At 33.5% G+C, this 23,715-nt stretch carries 25 protein-coding genes and 1 pseudogene; 9 read left to right on the forward strand and 17 right to left on the reverse strand.

The window, feature by feature from the left end:
- The first annotated feature begins 4 nt into the window (after positions 1-4).
- The 4 genes from Q4500_RS13775 (at position 5) to Q4500_RS13790 (ending at position 3,609) form a co-directional block, all read left to right on the forward strand.
- Complete coding sequence (locus Q4500_RS13775; RefSeq protein WP_303600223.1) at positions 5-637, forward strand: NAD(P)H-dependent oxidoreductase; 633 nt, start codon at positions 5-7, stop codon at positions 635-637.
- Between the two features lie 41 nt (positions 638-678).
- Complete coding sequence (locus tag Q4500_RS13780; protein ID WP_303600224.1) at positions 679-1,836, forward strand: iron-containing alcohol dehydrogenase; 1,158 nt, start codon at positions 679-681, stop codon at positions 1,834-1,836.
- Positions 1,837-1,975: 139 nt separating this feature from the next.
- Positions 1,976-2,875, forward strand: a complete 900-nt coding sequence (locus Q4500_RS13785) for an EamA family transporter (RefSeq protein ID WP_303600225.1) — start codon at positions 1,976-1,978, stop codon at positions 2,873-2,875.
- Between the two features lie 122 nt (positions 2,876-2,997).
- Positions 2,998-3,609: a DEAD/DEAH box helicase gene (locus Q4500_RS13790; protein WP_303600226.1), complete on the forward strand. Its 612-nt coding sequence runs from the start codon at positions 2,998-3,000 to the stop codon at positions 3,607-3,609.
- An 11-nt stretch (positions 3,610-3,620) separates the two neighbouring features.
- Here Q4500_RS13790 and Q4500_RS13795 read toward each other — a convergent pair whose 3' ends face one another.
- The 14 genes and pseudogenes from Q4500_RS13795 to Q4500_RS13860 form a co-directional block, all read right to left on the reverse strand.
- Entirely contained in the window at positions 3,621-4,388 is a 768-nt protein-coding gene (locus tag Q4500_RS13795) for a patatin-like phospholipase family protein (RefSeq protein ID WP_368389763.1), read from the reverse strand.
- Between the two features lie 30 nt (positions 4,389-4,418).
- Entirely contained in the window at positions 4,419-5,036 is a 618-nt protein-coding gene (locus Q4500_RS13800) for a DUF6134 family protein (RefSeq protein ID WP_303600227.1), read from the reverse strand.
- A gap of 165 nt (positions 5,037-5,201) precedes the next feature.
- On the reverse strand, positions 5,202-5,792 hold the full coding sequence (locus tag Q4500_RS13805; protein ID WP_303600228.1) for a DUF6515 family protein: 591 nt from the start codon (positions 5,790-5,792) through the stop codon (positions 5,202-5,204).
- A 179-nt stretch (positions 5,793-5,971) separates the two neighbouring features.
- Complete coding sequence (locus Q4500_RS13810; RefSeq protein ID WP_303600229.1) at positions 5,972-7,876, reverse strand: monovalent cation:proton antiporter-2 (CPA2) family protein; 1,905 nt, start codon at positions 7,874-7,876, stop codon at positions 5,972-5,974.
- Between the two features lie 60 nt (positions 7,877-7,936).
- On the reverse strand, positions 7,937-8,467 hold the full coding sequence (locus Q4500_RS13815; RefSeq protein ID WP_303600230.1) for an NAD(P)H-dependent oxidoreductase: 531 nt from the start codon (positions 8,465-8,467) through the stop codon (positions 7,937-7,939).
- Between the two features lie 35 nt (positions 8,468-8,502).
- Positions 8,503-9,129, reverse strand: a complete 627-nt coding sequence (locus Q4500_RS13820; protein ID WP_303600231.1) for a MarC family protein — start codon at positions 9,127-9,129, stop codon at positions 8,503-8,505.
- Positions 9,130-9,334: 205 nt separating this feature from the next.
- The gene (locus tag Q4500_RS13825; protein ID WP_303600232.1) at positions 9,335-10,450 is read right to left on the reverse strand and encodes an esterase-like activity of phytase family protein; all 1,116 of its coding nucleotides are present in this window, start codon (positions 10,448-10,450) and stop codon (positions 9,335-9,337) included.
- A 217-nt stretch (positions 10,451-10,667) separates the two neighbouring features.
- On the reverse strand, positions 10,668-11,327 hold the full coding sequence (gene nfsB, locus Q4500_RS13830) for an oxygen-insensitive NAD(P)H nitroreductase (RefSeq protein ID WP_303600233.1): 660 nt from the start codon (positions 11,325-11,327) through the stop codon (positions 10,668-10,670).
- A gap of 210 nt (positions 11,328-11,537) precedes the next feature.
- On the reverse strand, positions 11,538-11,837 hold the full coding sequence (locus Q4500_RS13835; RefSeq protein WP_299799646.1) for a putative quinol monooxygenase: 300 nt from the start codon (positions 11,835-11,837) through the stop codon (positions 11,538-11,540).
- Between the two features lie 99 nt (positions 11,838-11,936).
- Positions 11,937-12,512: an alpha-ketoglutarate-dependent dioxygenase AlkB gene (locus Q4500_RS13840; RefSeq protein ID WP_303600234.1), complete on the reverse strand. Its 576-nt coding sequence runs from the start codon at positions 12,510-12,512 to the stop codon at positions 11,937-11,939.
- A gap of 11 nt (positions 12,513-12,523) precedes the next feature.
- Complete coding sequence (locus Q4500_RS13845) at positions 12,524-13,621, reverse strand: L-dopachrome tautomerase-related protein (protein ID WP_303600235.1); 1,098 nt, start codon at positions 13,619-13,621, stop codon at positions 12,524-12,526.
- Positions 13,622-13,634: 13 nt separating this feature from the next.
- Positions 13,635-14,414 (reverse strand): annotated as a pseudogene (locus Q4500_RS13850) (glycine betaine ABC transporter substrate-binding protein).
- Between the two features lie 176 nt (positions 14,415-14,590).
- A complete protein-coding gene (locus Q4500_RS13855) occupies positions 14,591-14,890 on the reverse strand; it encodes a putative quinol monooxygenase (RefSeq protein ID WP_034666738.1) in 300 nt (99 codons plus the stop codon).
- 18 nt (positions 14,891-14,908) lie between these two features.
- Positions 14,909-15,964: an L-dopachrome tautomerase-related protein gene (locus tag Q4500_RS13860; protein WP_034666740.1), complete on the reverse strand. Its 1,056-nt coding sequence runs from the start codon at positions 15,962-15,964 to the stop codon at positions 14,909-14,911.
- A 197-nt stretch (positions 15,965-16,161) separates the two neighbouring features.
- On the opposite strand from Q4500_RS13860, the gene Q4500_RS13865 reads away from it, so the two are divergent.
- The 5 genes from Q4500_RS13865 to Q4500_RS13885 all read left to right on the forward strand — a co-directional run bounded on the left by Q4500_RS13865 (position 16,162) and on the right by Q4500_RS13885 (position 21,533).
- A complete protein-coding gene (locus tag Q4500_RS13865; protein ID WP_303600236.1) occupies positions 16,162-17,058 on the forward strand; it encodes an AraC family transcriptional regulator in 897 nt (298 codons plus the stop codon).
- 359 nt (positions 17,059-17,417) lie between these two features.
- Positions 17,418-18,158, forward strand: coding sequence for an SDR family oxidoreductase (locus Q4500_RS13870; RefSeq protein ID WP_303600237.1), 741 nt, complete (start codon positions 17,418-17,420; stop codon positions 18,156-18,158).
- A gap of 20 nt (positions 18,159-18,178) precedes the next feature.
- Positions 18,179-19,579 carry an NAD-dependent succinate-semialdehyde dehydrogenase gene (locus Q4500_RS13875; RefSeq protein WP_303600238.1) on the forward strand — a complete coding sequence of 467 codons (1,401 nt, stop codon included), beginning with the start codon at positions 18,179-18,181 and terminating at the stop codon, positions 19,577-19,579.
- 232 nt (positions 19,580-19,811) lie between these two features.
- The gene (locus Q4500_RS13880) at positions 19,812-20,810 is read left to right on the forward strand and encodes an NADP-dependent oxidoreductase (RefSeq protein ID WP_303600239.1); all 999 of its coding nucleotides are present in this window, start codon (positions 19,812-19,814) and stop codon (positions 20,808-20,810) included.
- 45 nt (positions 20,811-20,855) lie between these two features.
- Positions 20,856-21,533, forward strand: a complete 678-nt coding sequence (locus tag Q4500_RS13885; RefSeq protein ID WP_303600240.1) for a type 1 glutamine amidotransferase domain-containing protein — start codon at positions 20,856-20,858, stop codon at positions 21,531-21,533.
- Between the two features lie 76 nt (positions 21,534-21,609).
- Here the strand turns inward: Q4500_RS13885 and Q4500_RS13890 are convergent, their stop codons facing one another.
- The 3 genes from Q4500_RS13890 to Q4500_RS13900 are packed head-to-tail and all read right to left on the reverse strand — an operon-like array spanning position 21,610 to position 23,692.
- On the reverse strand, positions 21,610-22,284 hold the full coding sequence (locus Q4500_RS13890; protein ID WP_303600241.1) for an SCO family protein: 675 nt from the start codon (positions 22,282-22,284) through the stop codon (positions 21,610-21,612).
- Positions 22,281-22,901, reverse strand: a complete 621-nt coding sequence (locus Q4500_RS13895; RefSeq protein WP_303600242.1) for a toxin-antitoxin system YwqK family antitoxin — start codon at positions 22,899-22,901, stop codon at positions 22,281-22,283. The genes Q4500_RS13890 and Q4500_RS13895 overlap by 4 nt, the downstream gene beginning before the upstream one ends.
- A gap of 2 nt (positions 22,902-22,903) precedes the next feature.
- Positions 22,904-23,692: a YHYH protein gene (locus Q4500_RS13900; protein ID WP_303600243.1), complete on the reverse strand. Its 789-nt coding sequence runs from the start codon at positions 23,690-23,692 to the stop codon at positions 22,904-22,906.
- Between the last annotated feature and the right edge of the window lie 23 nt (positions 23,693-23,715).

Here is a 23,715-nt window from a genome sequence, read left to right on the forward strand (position 1 = left end):
TAAAATGGAATTATTAGATAAATTAAATTGGAGATATGCCGCTAAGGCAATGAACGGAGAAAAGGTAGCTGAAGAAAAAGTAGAACGTATTTTAGAGGCAGCTCGCCTTGCTCCTACTTCTAGTGGGTTACAACCGTTTGAAATTATAGTGGTTAAAAATCAAGATATCAAAGAACAGATTAGACCTGTAGCTTGGAACCAGTCTATGATTACAGATTGTTCTCATCTACTGGTTTTTGCAGCTTGGGATAATTATACCGAAGATAGAATCAACTATATGTTCGATTTAACCAATGAAATTCGTGGTTTTAAAAACGAAGGATGGGAAAATTACCGAAAAATGTTGTTAGATATGTATCCTCAGAAAGATCCTGAAGAAAACTTTAATCATGCTGCAAAGCAAGCTTATATCGCATTTTCTCAATCGATCGTTGCTGCGGCATTTGAAGAAGTAGATGCTACACCTATAGAAGGTTTTGATCCAGCTGCTGTAGACAAAATTTTAGGCTTACGCGAAAAAGGATTGCGCAGTGCAGTGCTATTACCATTGGGGTATAGAAATGAAAGTGAAGATTGGTTGGTGAATTTAGTAAAGGTTAGAAAACCAATGGAAGATTTGGTAACTGTTATTGAATAAGCGGTCATTAATGCAAGTGAACAATAAAAAATAAAAAGAAAATGAATGATTTTGAATTTAAAAATCCGACTAAAATTATTTTTGGTAAGGATACGATAGATAAATTAAATCAAGAAATATCTGAAGATGCTAAAGTACTTATGCTCTACGGTGGTGGTAGTATTAAGAAAAACGGAATCTACGATCAAGTAATGACTTCATTGTCAGGCATTGAGGTAGTTGAATTTGGTGGTATACCTGCCAACCCTGAGTATGCAATTTTGTTGAAAGCTTTACAGCTTATTAAAGATGAAAAAATCACTTATTTATTAGCAGTTGGTGGTGGTTCTGTAATTGACGGAACTAAATTTTTATCTGCAGCAGCAGTATATGATGGAGATACCCCATGGGATATTTTAACGAAAAACATTAGAACCAAAAAAGGTATGCCATTTGGTACCGTTTTAACTTTACCGGCAACAGGATCAGAAATGAATTCTGGTTCGGTTATCACTAGAGCAGAGACTAAGGAAAAACTAGCTATGGGCGGACCAGGATTATTTCCTGAGTTTTCAATATTAGACCCTCAAGTAATAAAATCAATTCCTGAGCGTCAATTGGCAAACGGAATTACAGATGCTTTTACACATGTATTAGAACAGTACATGACTTACCCAATTGATGCATTGTTACAAGACAGGTTTGCGGAAAGTATTTTGCAAACGCTAATTGAAGTGGCACCTAAAGTATTAAAAGATCCAACGGACTATAAGCCAGCTGCAGATTTTATGTGGAGTTGTACTATGGCGTTGAACGGATTAATTCAAAAAGGAGTTCCGGGCGACTGGGCAGTACATATGATGGGTCATGAGTTAACGGCATTATTCGGTATTGATCATGCACGTACTTTAGCTGTAATCGCACCAAGTCACTATAAGTACAATTTTGAGGCTAAAAAAGAAAAATTATCGCAGTACGGTGAACGTGTTTGGAATATTACCGAAGGTAGTATAGACGACAAGGCATATGCTGCAATAGAGAAAACCGAGGCATTCTTTCATGAATTAGGTATCGATACCAAGTTGTCAGATTATACCAAAGATTATGAAGGTACTGCCGAAGAAATTGCAAAACGTTTTACAAACCGTGGATGGAAATTAGGTGAGCGTCAATCTTTAATGCCTGAAGATGCGCAGAAGATTGTGAAAATGGCTTACTAAGCTAAATAGATTTTTTTTTAAAGGGCTGTCTAATTTTAGACAGTCCTTTTTTTATCTACGGCTGTGCCAATTACAAATAGAATTTGATTTTGAATTCTGGAAGGAAGAACAGTCAAAAACCAATATCTTCGCGCGCATTATGTGGATGTACCTCGGACTTTTAGCAGCGCTTTTTTTAGGATTACACAACTTATGTAAGAAACATGCAGTACAAGGCAATGATGCTTTTTCTGTTTTACTAGGTACTTTGATAACAGGTTTTTTATTGTTTTTACCCTTGTTTTTTGGTTCTAAATATTATCCGGAGGAATTACAGGCATTAGAATTATTTGTATCCGATATTTCATTGAAAACACATGGCTTTATCATAATCAAATCTATGATTATGGCATCATCATGGGTATTGGCTTATCAAGCTTTAAAGCATTTACCAATTACCATTGTAACACCAATACGTTCTGCTGGTCCGTTTTTCACTTTTATCGGTGCGATTTTAATATATCAAGAGCGCCCTAATTTTTTGCAGTGGATCGGCTTCTTTTTAATTATATTTTCTGTTTTTCTATATTCCAAAATCGGAAAAAAAGAAGGCATAAACTTTAAGAACAATAAGTGGATATTTGCCATCATAGGAGCTACCTTTTTAGGGGCTTCAAGTGGCTTGTACGACAAGTTTTTAATACAAAGTTTAGCGTTGAACCCACCTACCCTGCAATTTTGGTTCTGTACCTATACTATGTTAATTATTGGTATGGTAGTACTTATTACACGTTCCACAAACCCGAATTTAAAAGGCTCTTTTAAATGGCGATGGACCATACCAATGGTGGGTATATTATTGCAAACTGCAGACTACTTCTATTTTAAAGCGTTACAAGATCCAGATGCATTGATTATGTTGTTATCTGCTATTAAGCGAAGCCAAATATTGATTGCTGTAGTCGTTGGTGGTTTTATCTTCAAAGAACACAACAAACGTAAAAAGCTCGTACCTCTAGCAGGTATTATGCTTGGTGTCTTTCTTATTCTTTATTCATAAGAAATTGTATTGCTTTCTTGTTATAAGAAATTAGAGCGCTATAATACGGTAAGCCCGTTGGTAGGCTGTATCTTTGCAAACTTATATATTCTTAATAAACGTAGAATTTTATAAAACATATTATGTCTTTTAAAAAACTGAATCCATACATACTTGAAACTTTAGAAGAGTTTTCTATAGAAGAACCAACAGCATTTCAAAAGAAAAGTATTCCTATTATAAAAAGCGGTGCAAATGTATATTGTACGGCAGCAAAGGACAGTGGCAAAACAACCACCTTGATTTTGACAACCTTACAAAAATTAAAATGTAAGGCAGAAGGTAATGCACCTAGAGCTGTTGTAGTAGTTCAGAATAAAGAAAAAGTACTTGAACTTTATGATGAATTTTTGAGGTATACCAAATACTGTTCGTTACGTGTATATGCAAGTTATAAAGAGCTACATATAGACATTCAAAAATCAGAAATATTTGAAGGTATAGATATATTGATTACGACCCCTACTACCCTACACAAATTGTTTTTATTAAATGGTGTAAGTACTTCACAATTAAAAATATGTAGTATTGATGATGGTGACTTTTTAATCCAGAAATCAGACTACACAGCAATGATTACTGTTGCACAGAGTATTATGAAATGCCAATATGTGATATATTCAGAAAAAATGCACCCTAAATTAGAACGTTTTGAAGATTATTTCATGGAACGTGCCAGTCATGTGAAGTTATAAAATAAGCTTTATTATTTCTTTGAATACCCCTGTTTCTTTAGTGCATCAATAGTGCTATTATAGCCAATATCAAAAATGGCATCTATAGACCTCATATCAAATGTAGCATATTCACAAAGCTCTTCTGGTGATATGATTAGTTCACATTCTGGAAACTTAGCAATCGATTCAGAGGCAGATTTTATTTTATAGGCTCTGTCTAAAACATTATAAGAATGTTTTAAGTCCTTTATTTTAATAGCCTTTAGAGCATTTACATAGCTACCGATTATTTTGTCGCATGATGGTTTTAAAGGTTCAATAGGAAAATTGTTTAACACACCACCATCTACATAGAATGATCCATCAATATTAATTGGAGAAAAAACACCAGGGAAAGTTGCAGAAGCAAGCACAGGTTTTATTAATTCTCCTTTTTTAAAAATCTTTAATTCGCCTTTAATAATATCGGTAGCCGTAATAAATAATTCTTTAGGTAATGATTCAAAAGAATCATGAGGAAAGAATTTTTTAAACTCATCATAAAACTTCTCGGTGTCTAAAAATCCGGGTTTATTACGAGCGAATTTCTTGGCATGAAAAATCGGGATTACTTTAAAGAACTCTAAAATATCTTCCCATTTTACTCCGCCGGCATATAAGGCACCAACAATAGCACCTGCACTTGTGCCAGATATATGAGTTGCATAAACACTATGCTCTTCTAAGGCTTTGATTACACCTATATGGGCTACTCCCCTAATGCCTCCGCCTGATAGTACTAATCCGGTATTTATCATAATTTATGTTCTTATTACCTTTTAAAATAATCATTTTTGAGCAATAATGTCAAATTTTATTAATCCTCCATTAATTTCAGCCTTTTCTAAAAAGCCATTTTTATAGTAGTAAATATTCTCATGATTTTTAGAATTTATCTTTTTATAGGAATGATTGCCTAAAGGTATGATAGTGTTAAAACTTCCGTCTTGTTCAGAATAACATCGCTTGACATTTATAGGTTCATCAAAATATAGCAATATGGTGGCGTAGTTGATATCCTCTTCTACCACTAATTCATTTTTGTCATTCTTAGATATTTGGTAATAATCAATTTCCCAATTGGTAAGAATATCGGCATAGGGTTTATCATTAACATCTATAAGTACGTTTGCCCTTTTTAATTTATCATTTTCATAGGTAACATTATATAAATAATTTACATCTATTTCTTTGATGATCCTTGTGTTTATAGTAGTTACACTTTGGTAATGAACTTTAGAATCTTTAATGGTCTTTGATGCCTTTAAACTACCGATCACATTGTCTTTATGTATAATATCAAAGTAAAATGTATTTTTTATTGGCGCTACGTCTTTATCTGAAAAACCAACAGTACCTAAAAAAAGAAGTGCAAAAGCTATAACAAATTGATTAATTGGAGGCATCTTAAAATGTTTAATAAATTTAGAAATGTATTCCGGGAACCAATGTAAAAGTAAGTAATTCGGTTTTTCTTGAACCTAACCAATATCATGTTTTATAGATTGAAATAAAAAAAAGGCTTACGAAGTAATTCGTAAGCCTTTTCATTTTTAAAACTAAATTATATGTTACTCCATATCAATGATCCCAACCACTTCATAAGCTCTAGAACCATCTATTTGTACTTTTTCATAAAGTATATTAGAATATTCATAATATGTTAAGCCGTCAATAGTTACTTTTTCATATCCATCTGGTAATTCGTAAACAATAGTTCCTATTTCAGGATCTACGACTTCGTACCCAGCATTTGATTCTACGTAGAAGGTACCACCAACATTAAAGTATAAATGATTGTTGTAATTGATTCTTGCATAATTTGGAGGTAAGTTATTTATTCTAAACCCAATCTTAGGTGCAATTGCAATATATCTACCTCGAGATTGCGTGTAATACCTGTTATTAGCGTAGTAGTAATTTTGACCATTATGTTTAACAACACTTCTATTTGGTACATTTCTAACCGAAACTACTTTTTTAGTAGGCGTTCTATATTGAACTTTTTTACTAGAAACTCTTCCTGGTGTTTTAGTAACAGTTGTAGTTCTTGTAGTTGTTGTTTTTGTTGCTGTTCTTTTACGTGTTTGTGCTGTGCTAGGTAAAGCAAAAGCTATTAGAAATAAACCTAGTACTGCGTATGTTTTAGTATTTGTTATCATTGTCTTGAATTTAAAAGGTTATACTTTTTTGCGTTCAGTACTTTGACATATGAATTAAATAATGGTTTAATCTACTATCCTACAATTAAATTAGAAATCGACGGGTAGGTAAATTTTATCTATGAATCTCGGGATTCTATAGAAGTAGAAAATTTATTATTTAGATATAAAAATGGAAATTAGTTAGAATTCGGATTATCATCTTGCTGATTCTCTAATACTTTTCTAATAGATTCACTGTCCCAATGATTGCCATATTCAATAATGCCTCTTTTGAAATCTTCTTCTAACAATCTTTGCTGCTCTTCTAATTCTTTACGAGCTTTAAAAATATAGTTCTCTTCTCCTTTTGGTTCAGCGGCCAATCTTCTTAAACTTGTTTCATCATATTTAATAAAATTCTGTACCTGTTGGTTTAAGGTATATTTTCTAAAGCCAAGCTTGCTCAATACATCTTTGGCCAATGATAAAGATGTATCTAGAGATTCTCTATAAATATTTTCGAAGCCCATATTCAAATATTCATAGGCATCATACCGATTTTGAGCACGAATCATGAGTTCAACATTCGGGTACTTTTCTTTTACCATTTTTGTAATTTCTTTGGTAACACTAGGGTTGTCAATTGCGCAAATTAATACTTTAGCTTGTGCAATACCTGCAGATTCTAATAGATCTATACGTGTGGCGTCGCCGTAATATACTTCAAACCCCATTTTACGAAGAAAGTCAACACGGTTAGAATCTTGATCTAGAATAGTGGCTTCTATACCATGAGATCTTAGAAAACGACCAACCGTACTACCAAAATGACCGAAGCCGACTAGAATAACATTTTGCGATTTAGCAATGTGATCCATTGGTCTTTTAATAGATTCTTTTGTTCCAATTTTAGGTAGAATCAATCGTTCGTTTATGATACTTATAATTGGTGTTAAGGACATTGTTAATGCTGTAATTACCAGTAAAATATCCATTTGTTCTTGTTCTAGAATATTCAACTGAAAAGCAAATGAAAGAAGTACGAAAGCAAATTCCCCAATTTGTGCCAAGCCGAAGGTCAGTAATAATTTCTGATCTAGTTTCATTTTAAATACCGTACCAATAACAAATAGAACCAAGGCTTTAATTAAAATGACGGCAATTAATATTCCGCCGATGGTCAATGGCATTTTGGCAATAACCACAAAGTTTATGGATGCTCCAACGGCAATAAAAAACAATCCTAATAGCAAGTTTTTAAAAGGTTCTAAGGTACTTTCTAGCTCATGTTTATATTCGCTATTAGATAGCACTACTCCACCTAAGAATGCTCCTAAAGCAGGCGATAGTCCTACATATTCCATTAAAAAAGAAATACTGAATACTATTAATAACGCAGAAGCAATTAATAGTTCTCGTACCCCAGTCTGTGCTACCTTTCTTAACATCGGTACTATTAAATACTGCCCTGCACCTATAATCAATGCCACAGATAATATAATTGCGAGTGTTTGATAGCCCATTGGTAAACCATCTAAAAGATTACTACTTGCGTCATGGGTATCGGTAGTTGCCGCCACATTTGTATTTGAAAGTAACGGAATGGCACCCAACATGAAGATGACGATAATATCTTGGAATAATAGTATAGAAAAGGCAGAATTACCAAAGGTAGTATCCATTAATCCTTTCTCTTTTATGGTCTGCATGGCAATTGCAGTAGATGATAGCGCTACCGCCATAGAAATAACCAAAGCTACTTTCCAATCAAAATCTAATAATATAAAAAAGAGATATGATAGTACCATGGTTGCACCAACCTGTAGCCCGCCTAAACCAGCAATAGACTTTCGCATATTCCAGAAATTCTTTGGCTCAATTTCAAGTCCGATTAAGAATAGCATAACCACAACTCCGAATTCAGCAAAATGAAGAATATCTTGACCTTCTTCACCTATAAACCCTAATACATATGGTCCTATAATTACACCTGCCATTAGATAGCCGATAACAGAACTGAGTCCTAATTTTTTCGCAATAGAAACACAAATGATTGCTCCTAATAGGAAAACAATTGCCTCAAATAATAAGCTGCCGGTCATATTGGTTGGTTTATTAGTAATGTATTTGTAGACAATACTTGGGTAATGAAATTATTGGTTTTAAGTTTGTAGCCCGTCTATAAATGAGCTGTATTGTGCTCCATAAACCTCTAGTTCTTCATCTGTTAATTTGTATGTGCCCATCACGGTAAAGGGTTTGTTATAGTTCATTAAACATAAATTAGCAGTTTGTTCAAAAGGTCTTAAAAACTCTGTTATGGTATAGCTATTGTTTCCTTGGGTACAATATAAATCTTTACTATCACCTGTGGTAATAGCGTTTAAGCAAATTTTAGAGGATAATGCTCTACCCTTAGGTCCGTACGCCCAATTAAACTCCAGCACCATATCTATCCATTGTTTCAATAACGGCGGACAGCTGTACCAATACATTGGGTGATGCCATATAATAACATCATGTTCTTTTAACAATTTCTTCTCGAAAGGCACATCTATATGAAAATCTGGATACTCTTCATACAAGTCATGAAAAGTAACGCCCTCTTTATTTTTTATATGATTTACTAAAACCATATTCGCCCGAGATTTTTCGTACTTAGGATGAGCAAATAAGACAAGAACTTTTTTCATATTTCAGTAAGTTAAAGAAAGATTGCTAAAGCTGCTTATTGTTTGGTAACCAGATTAAAAGAAATTTTTATTCCTTCTATGATCATACCTGTACCAATAATGGCAATGATTAAACCCATAATTTTACCAATTACCGAAATAACATTGTAGCCCACTAGCTTAACGATTAAATTACTTAATCTAAAGGTAAAATAAGTTAGTAAACTCATGAAAGCAAAAATCGCAATAACTATAGTTATATGAACAGGTTGAGCACTAGATACAAAGTTCATAGCTGTAACAATAGTACCAGGGCCAGCTAAAATAGGAATGGCCAATGGCGAAACTGCAATATTTTCATCAATATTTACATGTTTAATGTTTTTAACACTAGACTGTTTTGATTGCAGCATGTCAAAACCGATATAGAATATTAAGATACCACCTGTAATTTTAAAGGCAGGAATGCTAATATTAAATAATTCGAATATATATTTTCCTAAAAGGACAAATACCAGTACAATAATAAAGGCAATAATATTTGCTCTTTTATTGATATCAGCCTTTGTTTTTTCATCTGCCCCTTGAGTCAAAGACAGAAAAACCGTCATGTTAGAAATTGGGTTTGTAATGGCAAAGAAACCAGTAAAAACAGCAATAGAAAATGTAATTAAATCATCCATTATTTTGAGCAAAATTTAATCGTGCAAGAACTTGATTTCTTGCTAAAATTGCAAGGATATTTTGAATATTTTTAGAATTATCAGAAATGGAGTTAAGCTAAGAAAATTTTATATTAATCTCAGCTGAGTAATGAATTTTATAGAATATTTTTAGTCTAAATACTATTTTAAACTTAAAATTAATTTATTAGTATTTACTACATTTTCACTTCTCTACTTCAAACAAGATAAATTGATTAAGCTGAGGACCATAAAGGCTAAAATTATTATCGGCTACTACGACTAATGATTGATTACCATTTTCAAAATTAGGACCAAAAGTAATTCCTTCAATATTGTCAACAATTCCGTTTGTTAAGTCTTTACGAATATCCTCAAAATTGAACAGAAGACTTTTGGTAACTTGGGTATAGCTAGCACCTTTTAAACTATTGATACTGCTTACATCGGTAGCTTTGCTAGCATCTACATCGTAAATTTTAACGGTATTACCTCCGTCAGCGTATCCCATAGAATACGAACGTTCTAAAACAAAAAACTTATTTTTATTATATTCTAGGATCTCTACAATACCATTCAATTCAAACGCAGACCCGTTAATAGCTGGTCTTGACACTTTATCTAGCTCATAAACTATTTCCTTTTCAAAATGCCCTGTTTCTCTATTTATAAAAGCGATTCTTACAGGTGAATCTGTGTCTTCTAAAGTTGGTTCTACTCCATCTTCTTTCAACGGTAATTCCATCGCAACCCAGTATCCTTTTTTATCGTAACTCAATGTTATACCCTCAAAAACACCATTATGGTGAGGACCAAAATTTTCATCTGTATTAGGTAAGTAACGTTCAGCTAAAATAAACTCCTTAACAAATATTCCGTTGGAATCTGCAACTTGTACAAAAGGTTTTAATCCATCTTTTATGTTCCCTTCACTTGTCCAAATAAAAGCACTATTATCATATCGAATAGATTCGGGATCGACCATTCCTTTAGATAAATTATTTCCATTTTCGTCTTTAAAGTGAGTTACTGCTGTAACCTGAATAGTATTAAATCCTTTTAAATCATATGAAACGATTGCCTTATAAAACCTTGGAGAATCATTATCATCACTTATAGCATACCAGGTGCCATTTGCATAATCGATACCAGATAATCCTCCTACTCTAGTATTTTCAAATGTGGTTTCGTCTGATAAAATATATTCATCAACAAAACGTAATTTAAGACTGGTTTCAATCTTAGTAGTGTCATTTTTAGTACCGCATGAAATCACCAATAATACTGTGAACACCAATAAATTTCTAGCTAGTTTACTCATTTGATTAATCTATAGTTGCCCATATTAACAGTGGTAAAATTACTCTTAAATCACTGTTCGTGTTTAAGTTCTGAACGTTTCAATACTTTTATATTACCAAGCAAGAATTTTTTTATTCCATTACTATAAAAGTAATCGGAGTTGTATCTTGAAGTGAGTTAACATCTTCAGTTGGAAAATTCTCTTTATATCCTATTACTTTCATATTAGATGAATGTTATATTACCGTAAAAAGCTCGTTTTCTGGTAGTCTAGATTTAGGTGTTTTTTCTGTAGAATTGAAATCACACTCAGCTCTATAGCCTAAAGAAACGGCTACTAATGAAGTAAACCCTTTTTCTCTTAATCCGAACTCTTCATCTAATGCTTTCATATCAATACCTTCCATTGGTGTAGCATCAATACCTAGACTAGCAACACCTAATAAAAAACTTCCTATATTAAGATATACTTGCTTTTCCATCCAATGTTGAAGATCTTTTAAATCGTATTTATGAATACCTGCAAATGCTTTAACAGCACCTAAGAAGCCGTTTTTAATATCTTGGTTAGGAAATCTTCCGCTTTCATCTTCTGTATCTGCAATATGCTGATAGTAGGCATCATCTGCATCAATTTTTGAACAAAATAAAACAACAGCTGAAGCATTGGTCACTTTTGGTTCGTTAAAACTAAAAAAACCTTGAGTTCCTTTTGCTATACGTGCTTTACCTTCTGTAGTTTCGGCAACTATAAAATGCCAAGGCTGAAGGTTTACACTTGAAGGACTCATTCTTAACAAGTTTTTGACTTCAGCCATATCATTATCAGATATTTTCTTGCTTGTGTCATATTCCTTAGTTGTATATCTCCAATCTAATGTTTCTTGTAAATTCATCTTTTTAAATTTTAATACCGTTGATTCTTATTTTAAAACAAAGATATATACACAAAACACTAAAGTAAGAGTACAAAAAAAGGAGATTAAGGTAAAAAGAAAGGTTTTAAGAGGGTAAATCTTAAAAAATTGCCAAAATGAACCAAATTCTGATAGAAATAACTGTTTAGTATACCTTAATTTTAGAATTAAACCTCTATTAATACAAACCTAGTTAGTAAGTTCTGTCATCTTGTATGCGCTAACATTTTCTAATTTATCTTTAGAAACCAACCTGTATGCTGCAATATGCTCACTTTGCGAGTGTTTGGCCAAATAATCTTGATTTACCCATTTTTCGTGAAACAAGAACAAATTCGGGTTATCGTTGTCTTGATGTAAGTCGTAAGCAATACAACCTTCCTCCCCTCTAGTGGGACCGACAAGTTTTAACAATTCAGCTTTTATTTCTTCTCTAAATTCTTCTTTTACTAAAATATGAACGACTAAGGTTAGATAAGATTTTTTCATAAGATGTTTCAAATTGGTTATAACGTTTGAAAGTCAAATGTAAAGATTGATGCCGAATAAATTAACCAATCCATCTAAAGGTTAGGTTAATTCTTGGGGCTATAGGTTTTTTTGTTTCCAGTTTTCTTGGGTAGCACCTTGCATCAATAGAAGGCTACCATTTGCCAATGGAATGTCTATACGTCTTAAATCTGTTTTTGATACGTGTTTTAATTGAAAGGGTCTGGTTGCACCAAAGGTAACAGAAGCAATTACGGTATGATGTCGTTGATCTCCCTTATAATCTTGATGCCAAACTACACTATCTTTTCCGTCGCGACAATAATTGAGCAAACAGCGTGTAAATTTAATAGGTACTTCCTTTTCTATACGTTCTTTAATAAAAAGTAAATCAGCATTCCATAAGTGCATTTTACTCTTTGTGTTCGTATATTTAACCTCCTTGGTAACATCTCCAAACCAAGCAGTTAACCTAGGATAATCAACCTCTTTACCGTGAATGGTAATTTGCTCTTGCTGCCAAGGTGTATTTTGAAGTAAGCTAGCATACAACTTATTACTTTCTTCTAAACTGAAGAAATTCTCAAATAAAGTAACATCGGCTCCTGGTAGATCAAATTCTATTTTACGGACTTCATTTGTGAAAAATAGGTCTGTTTGACTAAATAAATCCATCTCTTTTCTAATTATCTAAATGAAACGCCCTCTACAAAAGGTTGAAATCTAAAGATATAAAAGGGTTTGGTGGCAACGCTTTTACCTTCATTGAAGGCAGAACCTCTGTTTACCTGAGCTGCAGATACATACATGTAACCATCTACATGATTATAGCTTACACCATCCGGCCAAACCATATTTTCGTCTTGCGCCATAGTTTTTACACTTCTATCTTTTGCTAGTACCACAGCGACTCTATTTGTTTCTATAGCAGTTAGATATAGGTTACCGTCTTTATCGATACTCATACCGCCATTATTAGGCTTTTCAGAATACGTTTCAATTCTACTGTCGAGCTCATCTTCGGATAAATTTTCGTTTACCAAATCAACCGTTTTAACTCTATAAATTTTAGTTCCGTTCAATGGGCCGTAATAGATATACTCAAAATTGGCATCGGCGGTTATACCGTCATTACCAATCAGCAAATCTTTACCGTCAACAGCTAAATGTTCACCATTAATAACAGTAGGAGTATTTTCTGGTGAAGTTGTACGTGTACCTTCTAAAACACGTCGTGTTTTACCGGTTTTCATATCAACTACAATAAAAGCCCCTTTACTACCATTTCCCCCATTACCAATACCTTCATCCGCTATAATAAAATATCCGTTTTTAGTATCTACAACCATATCATTTGGTTGTGATTCTTTTGGCGCAGATGATTCAGGTAAATAGTAGATACGTTCCAATTGATTGGTAATCATGTTCCAACCGACAATTTTTGGAGTAACATTATTACGCTGTGTCATATCTAGCATCCAAATAATACCGTTTTCATCATTTCTAATGCCTAATACATTGCTTAAATAATTATCGTCTGTATCTCTAGGTGTGTTCCATGCTTCATTGGGGAATGGTTTACTCTCCTTAGTTTTGGCATCCATAATCTTAACTCTGATTACAGGTTCAAAAAAAGGATGTTGGCTGTATACCAAATCGCCATTATTAGTAAATGTTATGTTCCCCACGGCTTCATCTGTTGTGGTAAAAACTTCAGCTTCTGTTTGTGCATTTGCCGTCATGCCTGTTAAAATTGTAGTCAAAATAAATATATGTTTTTTCATTGTGTGTTCTTTTTTAATGGTGATTTTTCAACAACCGTTTTGTTACTTCATCTATATTTTTACCTTCTCTTGAAACCTTATAGTCTAATTCTGCAATAATGTCATTAGTGAATTGTAAACCATCTAATTTTTGCAGATGAGTTTTGGTGAACATATTTTCTTTGTCTTTGCGTAGCAATAAGACAGCTTTGTCAACACTACCTAATAGACCTTTAGGTTCTTTTAGTTCTCTTATTTTGTATTTATAGTGTAAAAATTGAGGTTTCCAAAGAGGGATAATTATCCATTCTTTCTTTTCAACCGCATTTTCAAAAGCACTGAAACAATCTTCTTCAGTACCTGTATGAAATGAATATTCTGCGTCATTAAGTCCGTAAACATTCATCATCTGAATAGAAAAACGCGTAATGCCTGCACCTGGGTTTATCCCTTGGATATCCTTTTTAATTTTTGATACTACAGTTGGTTTCAGCAAATCTGCAATCTTTGAAACCTCTTTTTCTGGCACATAATCTGGCACTCCCTAAAGAGCATACGGTTTATAGTGAAGTCCTAATTCTACTAAAGGAACTGCTTTTTCGACCTCATTTTTATAAATACCGTGACTGGAAGGCAACCATGCCGAAGCCAACATATCTACATCGCCTGCTTTTAATCGCTCAAAATTCTCTTCGTGAGGTGAATATGTGCGTTTTACGGTAAAACCTATTTCTTCCAATGTGTTGGCTACCAAAGAGGCCGCTATACGATGAAAAGACAAATCGGTTACGCCTAAATTTATTGTTTTCGACATCTGTTATAATTTTAAAAATGAAACATGAAATTGCACCTTTAATCTAGATAGAAGTAGCTTATAAAAGAAAGACAATTTACTTACCTAAATCTGTACAATTACATATGGTTACTGAAAAAATTTTTAGTTTTAAACAAAAACACACGCAGTAATACTTGCGTGTGTTTAAAAATTTATTAGTTCCCTATTTCCGTCATTTCATTTAATATAAACTCTTCCACTTTGCCATCAGTTACTTTCATATAATGGGCCAAATATTTATTATCCATATGTTTTTGCCATAACTCACGATTAACCCACTTTTCATGAAATAAGAAAAAATTAGGATTTTCATTGTCTTGGTGAAGGTCATAACTAATATTACCTTCCTCAGCTCTAGTAACATCTAACAGTTTAAGTAATTCTGCTTTTACAAACTCTCTATGCTCTTCTTTTACTAAAATTCTTGCTATTATTGTCAAATATGATTTTCTCATGATGTTTTGTTTTATAAATTACTTTACTAATTCTGTTTTAACTACTAAATAAGGGCCTTCACTATCATCTTTTCCATTGTTCATAGGTGGTATTCTATTTAATTGATCAATTGTAGCGTATAAAAATCCATCGTTAGCTACATAAAGACCATCTGGCCAAGATTGCCCTTCAGGAATTTTTGCTAAAGGGACATAAGCTTCTTTAGTAGATAGCCCTATTTCCCCATCTGTTACATTAGTTACATACACATTTCCGACAGCATCTACTGCCATGCCGTCTGAGTATGATTTTTTACCATATGTTTCTATAGAATTTACTAGTTCTTCATCGCTACCAAAGTTAGCTGCAGGTACCCTATACATGGTGTTGCCGTGTAAGGCTCCAAAATATACCCAGTTATATAGTGGATCAATAGCTATTGGATTTAGCGCGAAACCACCTTCCATTTCTGGCATCAATGATGGATGACTCTGTGCCATTCTCTTAGCTTCCCCATTCTCGGTATTGATTACAATAAATGCAGGCTCAGGCGCACTTTTTAAATCACCCTGGGTCATATCTGCAATTATCACACGGTTGTGTTTTTCATCAATCACAAAATCCTGTAAAAAACTAGCCGGTTTTACTACGTTTGCCGGAATTTTTATAGTCTTAACTAATTTTTCTGACTTAGTATCCCAAATCACAAATTGCTTGTTTCCCATATCCAATAACCAAAGATTGTCATTGCTGTCAGCTCTTATGCCAATAACTGCCTTAAAAACCGAGTTTTCTCCAGTCGCATATTCGGCGTTTGGGTAAGCCTTACTTTTACCATTTTTGTACACTTCAAAAACTTTAGTGTCAGGTGACATCATAGGGTTCATGGTAACAAATAATCTGCCATTACCAGTTAAAGCTAGATTACCAGGTCTTATGGTATCACTAGCAAAAATAGTTTCTACAGTTTTTACTTCTTGTGAAACATTTTCCGTTGGCGCTGATTCTTGAACGGTCACCTCTTTTTTCTCGTTTGCAGATTTACACATTACCATCACAGATGATAATGCTGTAAGCAATAGTATTCTTTTCATATCTCTATATTTAAAAGTTAATATTTAAGTGCAAGACAAAGTTATTGGCAGACCACCTCTTTTAACTTGTATACCTAAAGGATATTTATGTATATTAAAAGGTTAATATGTTGTTATTTACCTGATTTTATTTGAATTACTTAAATATACTGAAATTCTTATCAAAATTGACTCAAATGCAATTAAAATTGACTCAAATGCAAGTATTAGAAGTGTATAAACCTTTTGAAATACAAGAAATTGAATTGTCTGAGTGGAAACAACGCCCGGTTAAGAACAATTTTTTCGAGTTTGTATTGATAAAAGATGGCGAAGGCACACAATGCATAAACTATAACGATTATGTCTATAGCAAGAATACTATGTTTTTGTTACCACCCTTAAAATGTCATTCGTTTACTATAGAAAAACCTACCAAATTTGTATTTCTAAAATTTACCGATTCTTTTTTTAAAAGTGCTAATAGATTAAGTATTGATAGAAACGAGTGGTTTAAAGAAGCTTCATATGTTTTATCTAATTATAACCAATTACCTGGAGATATCATCAAAAATGAATTGGATCGAAATTATTTAGAAAATCTTATTAATATGATTCTTCAAGAATCTAGAAATTACGGTGAAGAGTCTGTAAACCTAGTTACCAGTTTAATGACCAGCATCTTAGAGATTTTAATACGCAATATTAAAAAAAGTAGCTACTTTGAATTACCAAAGAACAACTCTGATGAAAGAATTACTAAAATGCTGACTTATATAAATACCAATATTGACAAGACTGAATTATTGAAAGTTGAAAATTTAGCCGATGTTTTTATGATGTCACCTACGTATGTAAGCGAATATTTTAAAAAGCAAGTGAGCATGTCTTTGCGAGAATATATCATTAAGGCAAAACTGAAGTTAGTAGAGATTCGCCTTTTAAATTCAGATTACACATTAACACAAATTGCAGATGATTTAGGTTTTACCGATGTAAGTCATCTTTCAAAAACTTTTAAACGTTACGCTGGCACTTCCATTCGTGAGTTTAAAAATAATGGAGAATATATGTTATTGAAACGAAATTCTTGCACACCAACCGCAAGTGTTTAAACAATCTTTTTTTTTAATTAATCGTGTTGCCGACGATATAGAGGTGTCGATAATTGTCTGTTTTCTACTTTTTTTTTGGGTCTAGAACAACTTAATGCATTGCTGTACATGCTATCATACAGCTTACGGTCATATATTAAATGACCACTGAATACCCTACCCAATTATTAACGATAGCATTTATCATATTGCTAGTGTAATTACTTGTGTACTTGCTAGGAGGTTCTATTTCGTTGGTTTTTTTGACTCGTAAAGTTTCAATCTTACCTCATTCCCATATCCGTCAATACTTCATTTAATCTAGCTAAAAGAGTCATTTCATACCTATTAACTTGTCTTCAAATCAAAATTAATACACTATGAAATTAGAAGATAAAGTAATTATAATAACGGGAGCATCAAGCGGAATTGGCAAAGCAACAGCAATAAAACTAGCCGAAAATGGAACTAAGGTTGTTTTAATGGCGAGAAGCGAAGATGAGTTAAACGACCTGAAATCTAACATAATTAAAAAAGGAGGAGAAGCTTTAGTAGTAGCCGGCGATGTAACAAAGAAAGCAGATTTCGATAATGTTGTTTCTAAAACTAAACGCGAATACGGTAAAATATCAGGTTTAATAAACAACGCAGGATTAATGCCTTTATCATTTGTTGAAAAACTTAAAACTGACGAGTGGGATAAGATGGTAGATGTGAATATAAAAGGAGTCCTGAACGGGGTTGCTGCAGTATTACCAGAGCTAAAAGCGAATAAAGGCGGTAATATCATTAATATTTCTTCAATGGCTGCAAATAGATATTTTCCAGGTGGTGCAGTGTACTGTGCAACCAAATCTGCAGTGAAAATGTTTTCAGAAGGACTGCGTCAAGAATTGGCACCGAAATTCGGAATTAATATCACCTCTATAGAACCTGATGCAGTCGCTACTAATTTGACAAGCACCATTAGTGATGAAGATATTAAAGAGATGATGAAAGAAATGCAAAAGATGGAAACCTTAGAAGCAGAAGATATTGCTAACAGCATCTACTATGTTTTAACGCAACCTAATAGAGTAAACATCAATGATGTGTATTTGGTACCAAGTGAACAACAATAAATAAAATTTAAAAACAAATTATGTCTACGACAATTAAACAAGATACATTCAAAACAATTAACCCTACAACAGGCAAAGAAATAGCTTCTCATACCTATATGACAGATGACCAGGTGGAGGAAAGCATCCAAAAATCTCAAAAAGCATTTTTGAAATGGAAAATGAAATCCATTGAAGAACGCGGCGAGATTATAAAATCTATAGGTAAAGAATTACAGAATTATAAGAAGGAATTGTCAGAATTAATGACCGATGAAATGGGTAAACTACTTTCTCAAAGCGAGCATGAAGTCGACCTTTGTAAATCAATTTGCGATTATTCTGCAGAGAACGCTCCAGAATTTTTAAAAAATGAAGAAAGAAAATTATCTGATGGAGGAAGAGGAATTATAACCTATTCACCCATGGGAATTATATATGGTATTCAACCATGGAACTACCCAAGTTATCAAGTATTAAGATATACTATTGTTAACTTAATGGCTGGTAACAGTATTTTGCTAAAACATGCATCTAACGTTACAGGTACGGCAAAATTATTGAAATCTATATTTGATACAGCTGGTCTACCTGAGAATTTATTCAATGTCATGGTTATTGATCATGAGCAGTCTAATGCGATAATAGAACACAAATTAATTAGAGGTGTTACCTTAACCGGCAGTCCGGTTGCAGGAGAAAAAATTGGCGAATTGGCTGGTGCACAATTGAAAAAGACAGTATTAGAATTGGGTAGTAATGATGCCTATTTGGTGTTAGATGATGCAGATATTGATTTGGCTGTAGAAAAGAGTGTTATGGGGAGAATCTACAATAATGGAGAGACCTGTATAGCCGCAAAACGATTTGTTGCTACAGAAAAAGTGTATGACGAGTTTAAAGAGAAATTCGTAAAGGCTATGGATGCCTTAAAAGTAGGTGATCCCAAAAAAGAGGAAACGGAACTAGGACCAATGGCTCGTGAAGATTTGAGAAAAAAAATTCATGAACAACTTGAAGAAAGTGTAGATAAAGGAGCAGAAATATTATGCGGCGGAAAAATTCCTGAAGGGGATGGTTACTTCTACCCTGCCACGGTTTTAGGCAATGTAACGCCAGGTCAACCAGCATATGATGATGAGCTATTCGGACCGGTTGCTTCATTAATTAAAGCAAAGGACAATGAAGATGCTATGCGTATCGCTAATGATAGCAGATTTGGATTAGGCGGCGGAATCTTTTCTAAAGATGTTGATAAGGCAATTGAATTGGCAGAGAAACATTTTGATACGGGAATGGTATTTATAAATTCCTTCGGATTAGCAGAACCTTCAATGCCTTTTGGCGGAGTAAAAGATTCTGGTTACGGTCGTGAACATGGCGGATTTGGAATGAAAGAGTTTGTAAATGTTAAGTCCATCGTTATTATGGATAATAAATAAAAGCAATTAAAAAGGGGCAGTCATTTGACTGCCCCTTTTATATAATATAGTTGCATTTTTATAAACCTTTGTTAAAAAATGAATGTTCATTCTTTTTTGTAATATCTTTGAACTGTCTAAGAAATATAGATTATAAATTTGCTATTAGTTATATAGAAGCAAACTAGAAATAGTACTTATTATCACATAACTCTATAGACAATAATTTAGTATAGAATTTAAATAGTAACTTATGAATAAGTCCATTAATTTAAAAAAACGTCCGGTAGGTACTCCTACTCTTTCTGACTTTGAATTTGTTGAAACTGATGTTAATCCTAGTATTACTGATGGTCAACTATTGTTAGAAGCCAAATATATTTCTGTTGACCCATATTTAAGAGGTCGTATGAGCGATGCTAAGTCGTATGTACCACCATTTAATTTAGATGAGCCCATAAGCTCTGGTGTGGTTGCTGAAGTTATCGAATCTAACAACGGCAAGTTTAAGAAAGGTGATTTTGTATCAGGATTATTACAATGGAAAGAAAAGCAGGTTTCAACAGGTGAAGGCTTGCAGAAAATAGATAAAAGTAAGGCTCCACTTAGTGCATATTTAGGTATCGTCGGCATGACGGGCTTAACAGCTTTTTTAGGTCTTCACGAAATAGGGAAACCAAAAAAAGGTGAAACTTTAGTTGTTTCAGGTGCTGCAGGAGCCGTTGGTAGCGTTGTAGGTCAAATAGGTAAAATTCTCGGACTTAAAGTAATAGGTATAGCTGGTACAGATGAAAAGATTGATATGTTGAAATCTGAATTCGGATTCGACCATGGTATCAATTATAAAACTACCAAGGATATGAATGCTGCTATTAAAGAAGTAGCACCAAACGGAGTTGATATATATTTTGACAACGTAGGCGGACCAATTTCTGATGCGGTATTATTCAATATCAATCAGTTTGCAAGAATTATTAACTGTGGTGCTATTTCAGTCTATAATAAAACAGAAATTCCGATGGCAGTAGCTGTACAACCTTTCTTAGTTAAGAATAGTGCACTAATGCAAGGTTTTATAGTTTCTAATTACGCAGACAAATTCCCAGTAGCCATGAAGCAATTATCTACTTGGTTGGGTGAAGGTAAATTAAGATATAAAGAAACCATCGTTGAAGGCTTTGAGCATACACCACAAGCGTTCTTAGATATGATGGATGGTAAGAATAAAGGAAAAATGATAGTTAAAGTCTAAATACAAGACTTATTATAAATCAATAACTTAAAAACAAAAAATAAAATGAAAATATTATTCGTATTAACCTCTCATGATCAATTGGGAGACACAGGAAAGAAAACAGGATTTTGGATAGAAGAGTTTGCAGCTCCATATTACGCACTTTTAGACAAAGGTGCTGAGATTACAGTAGCTACTCCAAAAGGTGGTCAAGCACCAATTGATCCAAGTAGTGATTCAGAAGACGCTCAGACAAAAGATACAAAGCGTTATAAGGAGGATAAAGATGCGCAAAGCGTTATAAACAATACCAAGAAATTAGTAGAGGTAAATGCATCTGATTTTGATGCGGTATTCTACCCAGGTGGTCACGGACCGTTATGGGATTTAGCGAACGATGCGACATCAATTAAATTGATTGAAACATTTAATGAGCAAGAGAAACCAGTTGCATTTGTATGCCACGCGCCTGCAGCATTAAAAGGTGTTAAAGGAACTGATGGAAATCCTTTAGTAAAAGGAAAAAAAGTAACTGGCTTTACCAATACAGAAGAAGCGGCAGTGCAATTAACAGATGTTGTTCCTTTCTTAGTAGAAGACATGCTACAAGAAAATGGCGGAATCTATTCTAAAAAAGAAGATTGGGCAGCATACGCAATTCAAGATGGTAATTTAATTACAGGTCAAAATCCTGCATCATCTGAATTGGTTGCAGAGAAGTTATTGGCAGCTTTGAAATAGCATTCAGAATATTAAATGAAAAAGCCCGTAAAATTAATTTACGGGCTTTTTGTGTTTACTACTTAATCAATCTCTATCAACGCTCTTTTAATAGGGCTTTTATATCGGTAATCAATTGCGCTATAGAAGCTCTATTCAATCCGTTATAAATACCGCGTATGTGCTTATTTTTATCAATGAGCAAAAAGTTTTCTGTGTGTAGAAAATCATTGATATCCTTAGGTATGCCTAAATCATTTTCTACAAAATATTCGTTTCTTCCTAAATTATAAATTTCGTTCTTATCACCAGTAACTAAGTGCCATTTAGAATCTATTACTCCGTTTTTTTCGGCATATGTTTTAAGTACGGATACAGAATCTATTGAAGGAGTTACTGAATGTGAAAGAATAGCTACTTCATCATTTTCTAAAAAAGCCTCTTGTACCTTTGTCATATTATTCGTCATCTTAAGACAAATTCCTGGGCAGGTAGTAAAAAAGAAATCAGTAATATAAATTTGATTTTCGAAAGACTTCTGGGTCAATGTATCTCCTAACTGATCCACCAATTTAAAATCAGGAATTTTGTGAAATTGTTTTTCTTCTTCAGTATTCGGAGTTATCCAATGTGGGGTAAATGATTCATCATTATAATAAGGCAAGTGCTCTACCCTACTGGTCTCTTTAACCTGTATGTTCTCTTTTTTTACTGTTTGTTTACAAGCAGCAAAAAGAAGTATAACAACTATAGAAAGTATTGTCTTGTTCATAATAATTCGTTTTCTGATCTAATTACAACTTCATCTTCTAATTGATAGCAAGAATTTGCTCTACGTAATCCAAAAATACGTCCGTTTTTAGCTTCATAGTTCACATACAAAGTTCCGTTTTTTAACCACGCTTTTTGTAATCCCTCTTCTCTACCGTTAACCAATTGCCGTTCTTTTGCCAATTGACCATCTGCGTACCATTTCTTTTCTACTCCGTTCATGTTTCCATTAGCATAGTTAGCTTCTTGAGCTAATTGCCCATTCTCCCACCAACTTTTATACGAACCTTCTAGACGATTATTTTTATAATGAAATTCAACTCGTAATACACCGGTATCTGACCATCTTTGTACAACGCCTTCTCTTTTACCTTTTACAAAACCCACCTTTTCAGCTAAAGTTCCATTTTCATGTAAGGCTATTGAATAACCATCATAAGGTGAGTTTTTGTAATACCAAGTTCCTTCCAATTGATTTAGCTTTAATTCTTCTTTAAATTTAGTTTCTTGCTTAATCACTATTGGTTCTTCAACCAAAGCTTTATGCTCAGTTGTATTTTTACAACCAACTTGAAAAATTAGTATAAAACAAATAATATGGAAGTGAACTATTCTCATTCTTAATATCCTTGGTAAGGACCTGCAAATGCAAGGTATGATCCTGTTGTTGAATAAATTTCATTTATAATATGGTAATGATATTCTTCTTCACCATCAGTATACTGAGTAGTAGAAGTGTGCCCCCCAGAAGCATCTAGATCTGAAGGATAATCACCTGTAGAATTACATTTACGACCATAAAGAAAAACACCGTCTAATAAAACACCTACTAATTTTTCATCATCATCTGAAAACGCAACGGGCTCTAAATGATAATGATATACCCCAGGACCGATATGAGCTCCCGTCCAATCTAAACTAGCAGCTGCTTGATCTAGTGCACCACCACCTTCTTGGTCATTAAATAATGAAGAACCACTTACAGCGATACCAATAGTACCTAATTCTGTTTCAATTGTACTGCCGGTTAAATTAGGTGTTGCATCTACTCTAATAGTTGTGGCATTATTATTACTTGACATAATACTTGGGGTTTTGTTAACGTCAGGTTCTTCTCTATACAAAGCATTACCTTCACCCCAATAAATTGTTTCATGATTAGGTAACCCTGTAGTTTCTATAACAACTTCAGAGCCATCTAAATAAACAGTTACAGCATCTGAATTAAATGCAGCATAGGCAGCATGTAATTCTGTTACGACTTCTTCAGAATCATCGTCATCATTATTAGCAATGTCTTCTGTAATGTCATCATCAACACTGTCGCTACTACATGCAATTAAGGTAATGAACGATAATGCCAAAACAAATGACACTTGGGAAATTCTTTTTAGACTATTTTTTTTCATAATATTTAATTTGAGCTTGATTT

The organism is Maribacter sp. 1_MG-2023 (assembly GCF_030547005.1).
Classification (GTDB): Bacteria; Bacteroidota; Bacteroidia; order Flavobacteriales; family Flavobacteriaceae; genus Maribacter.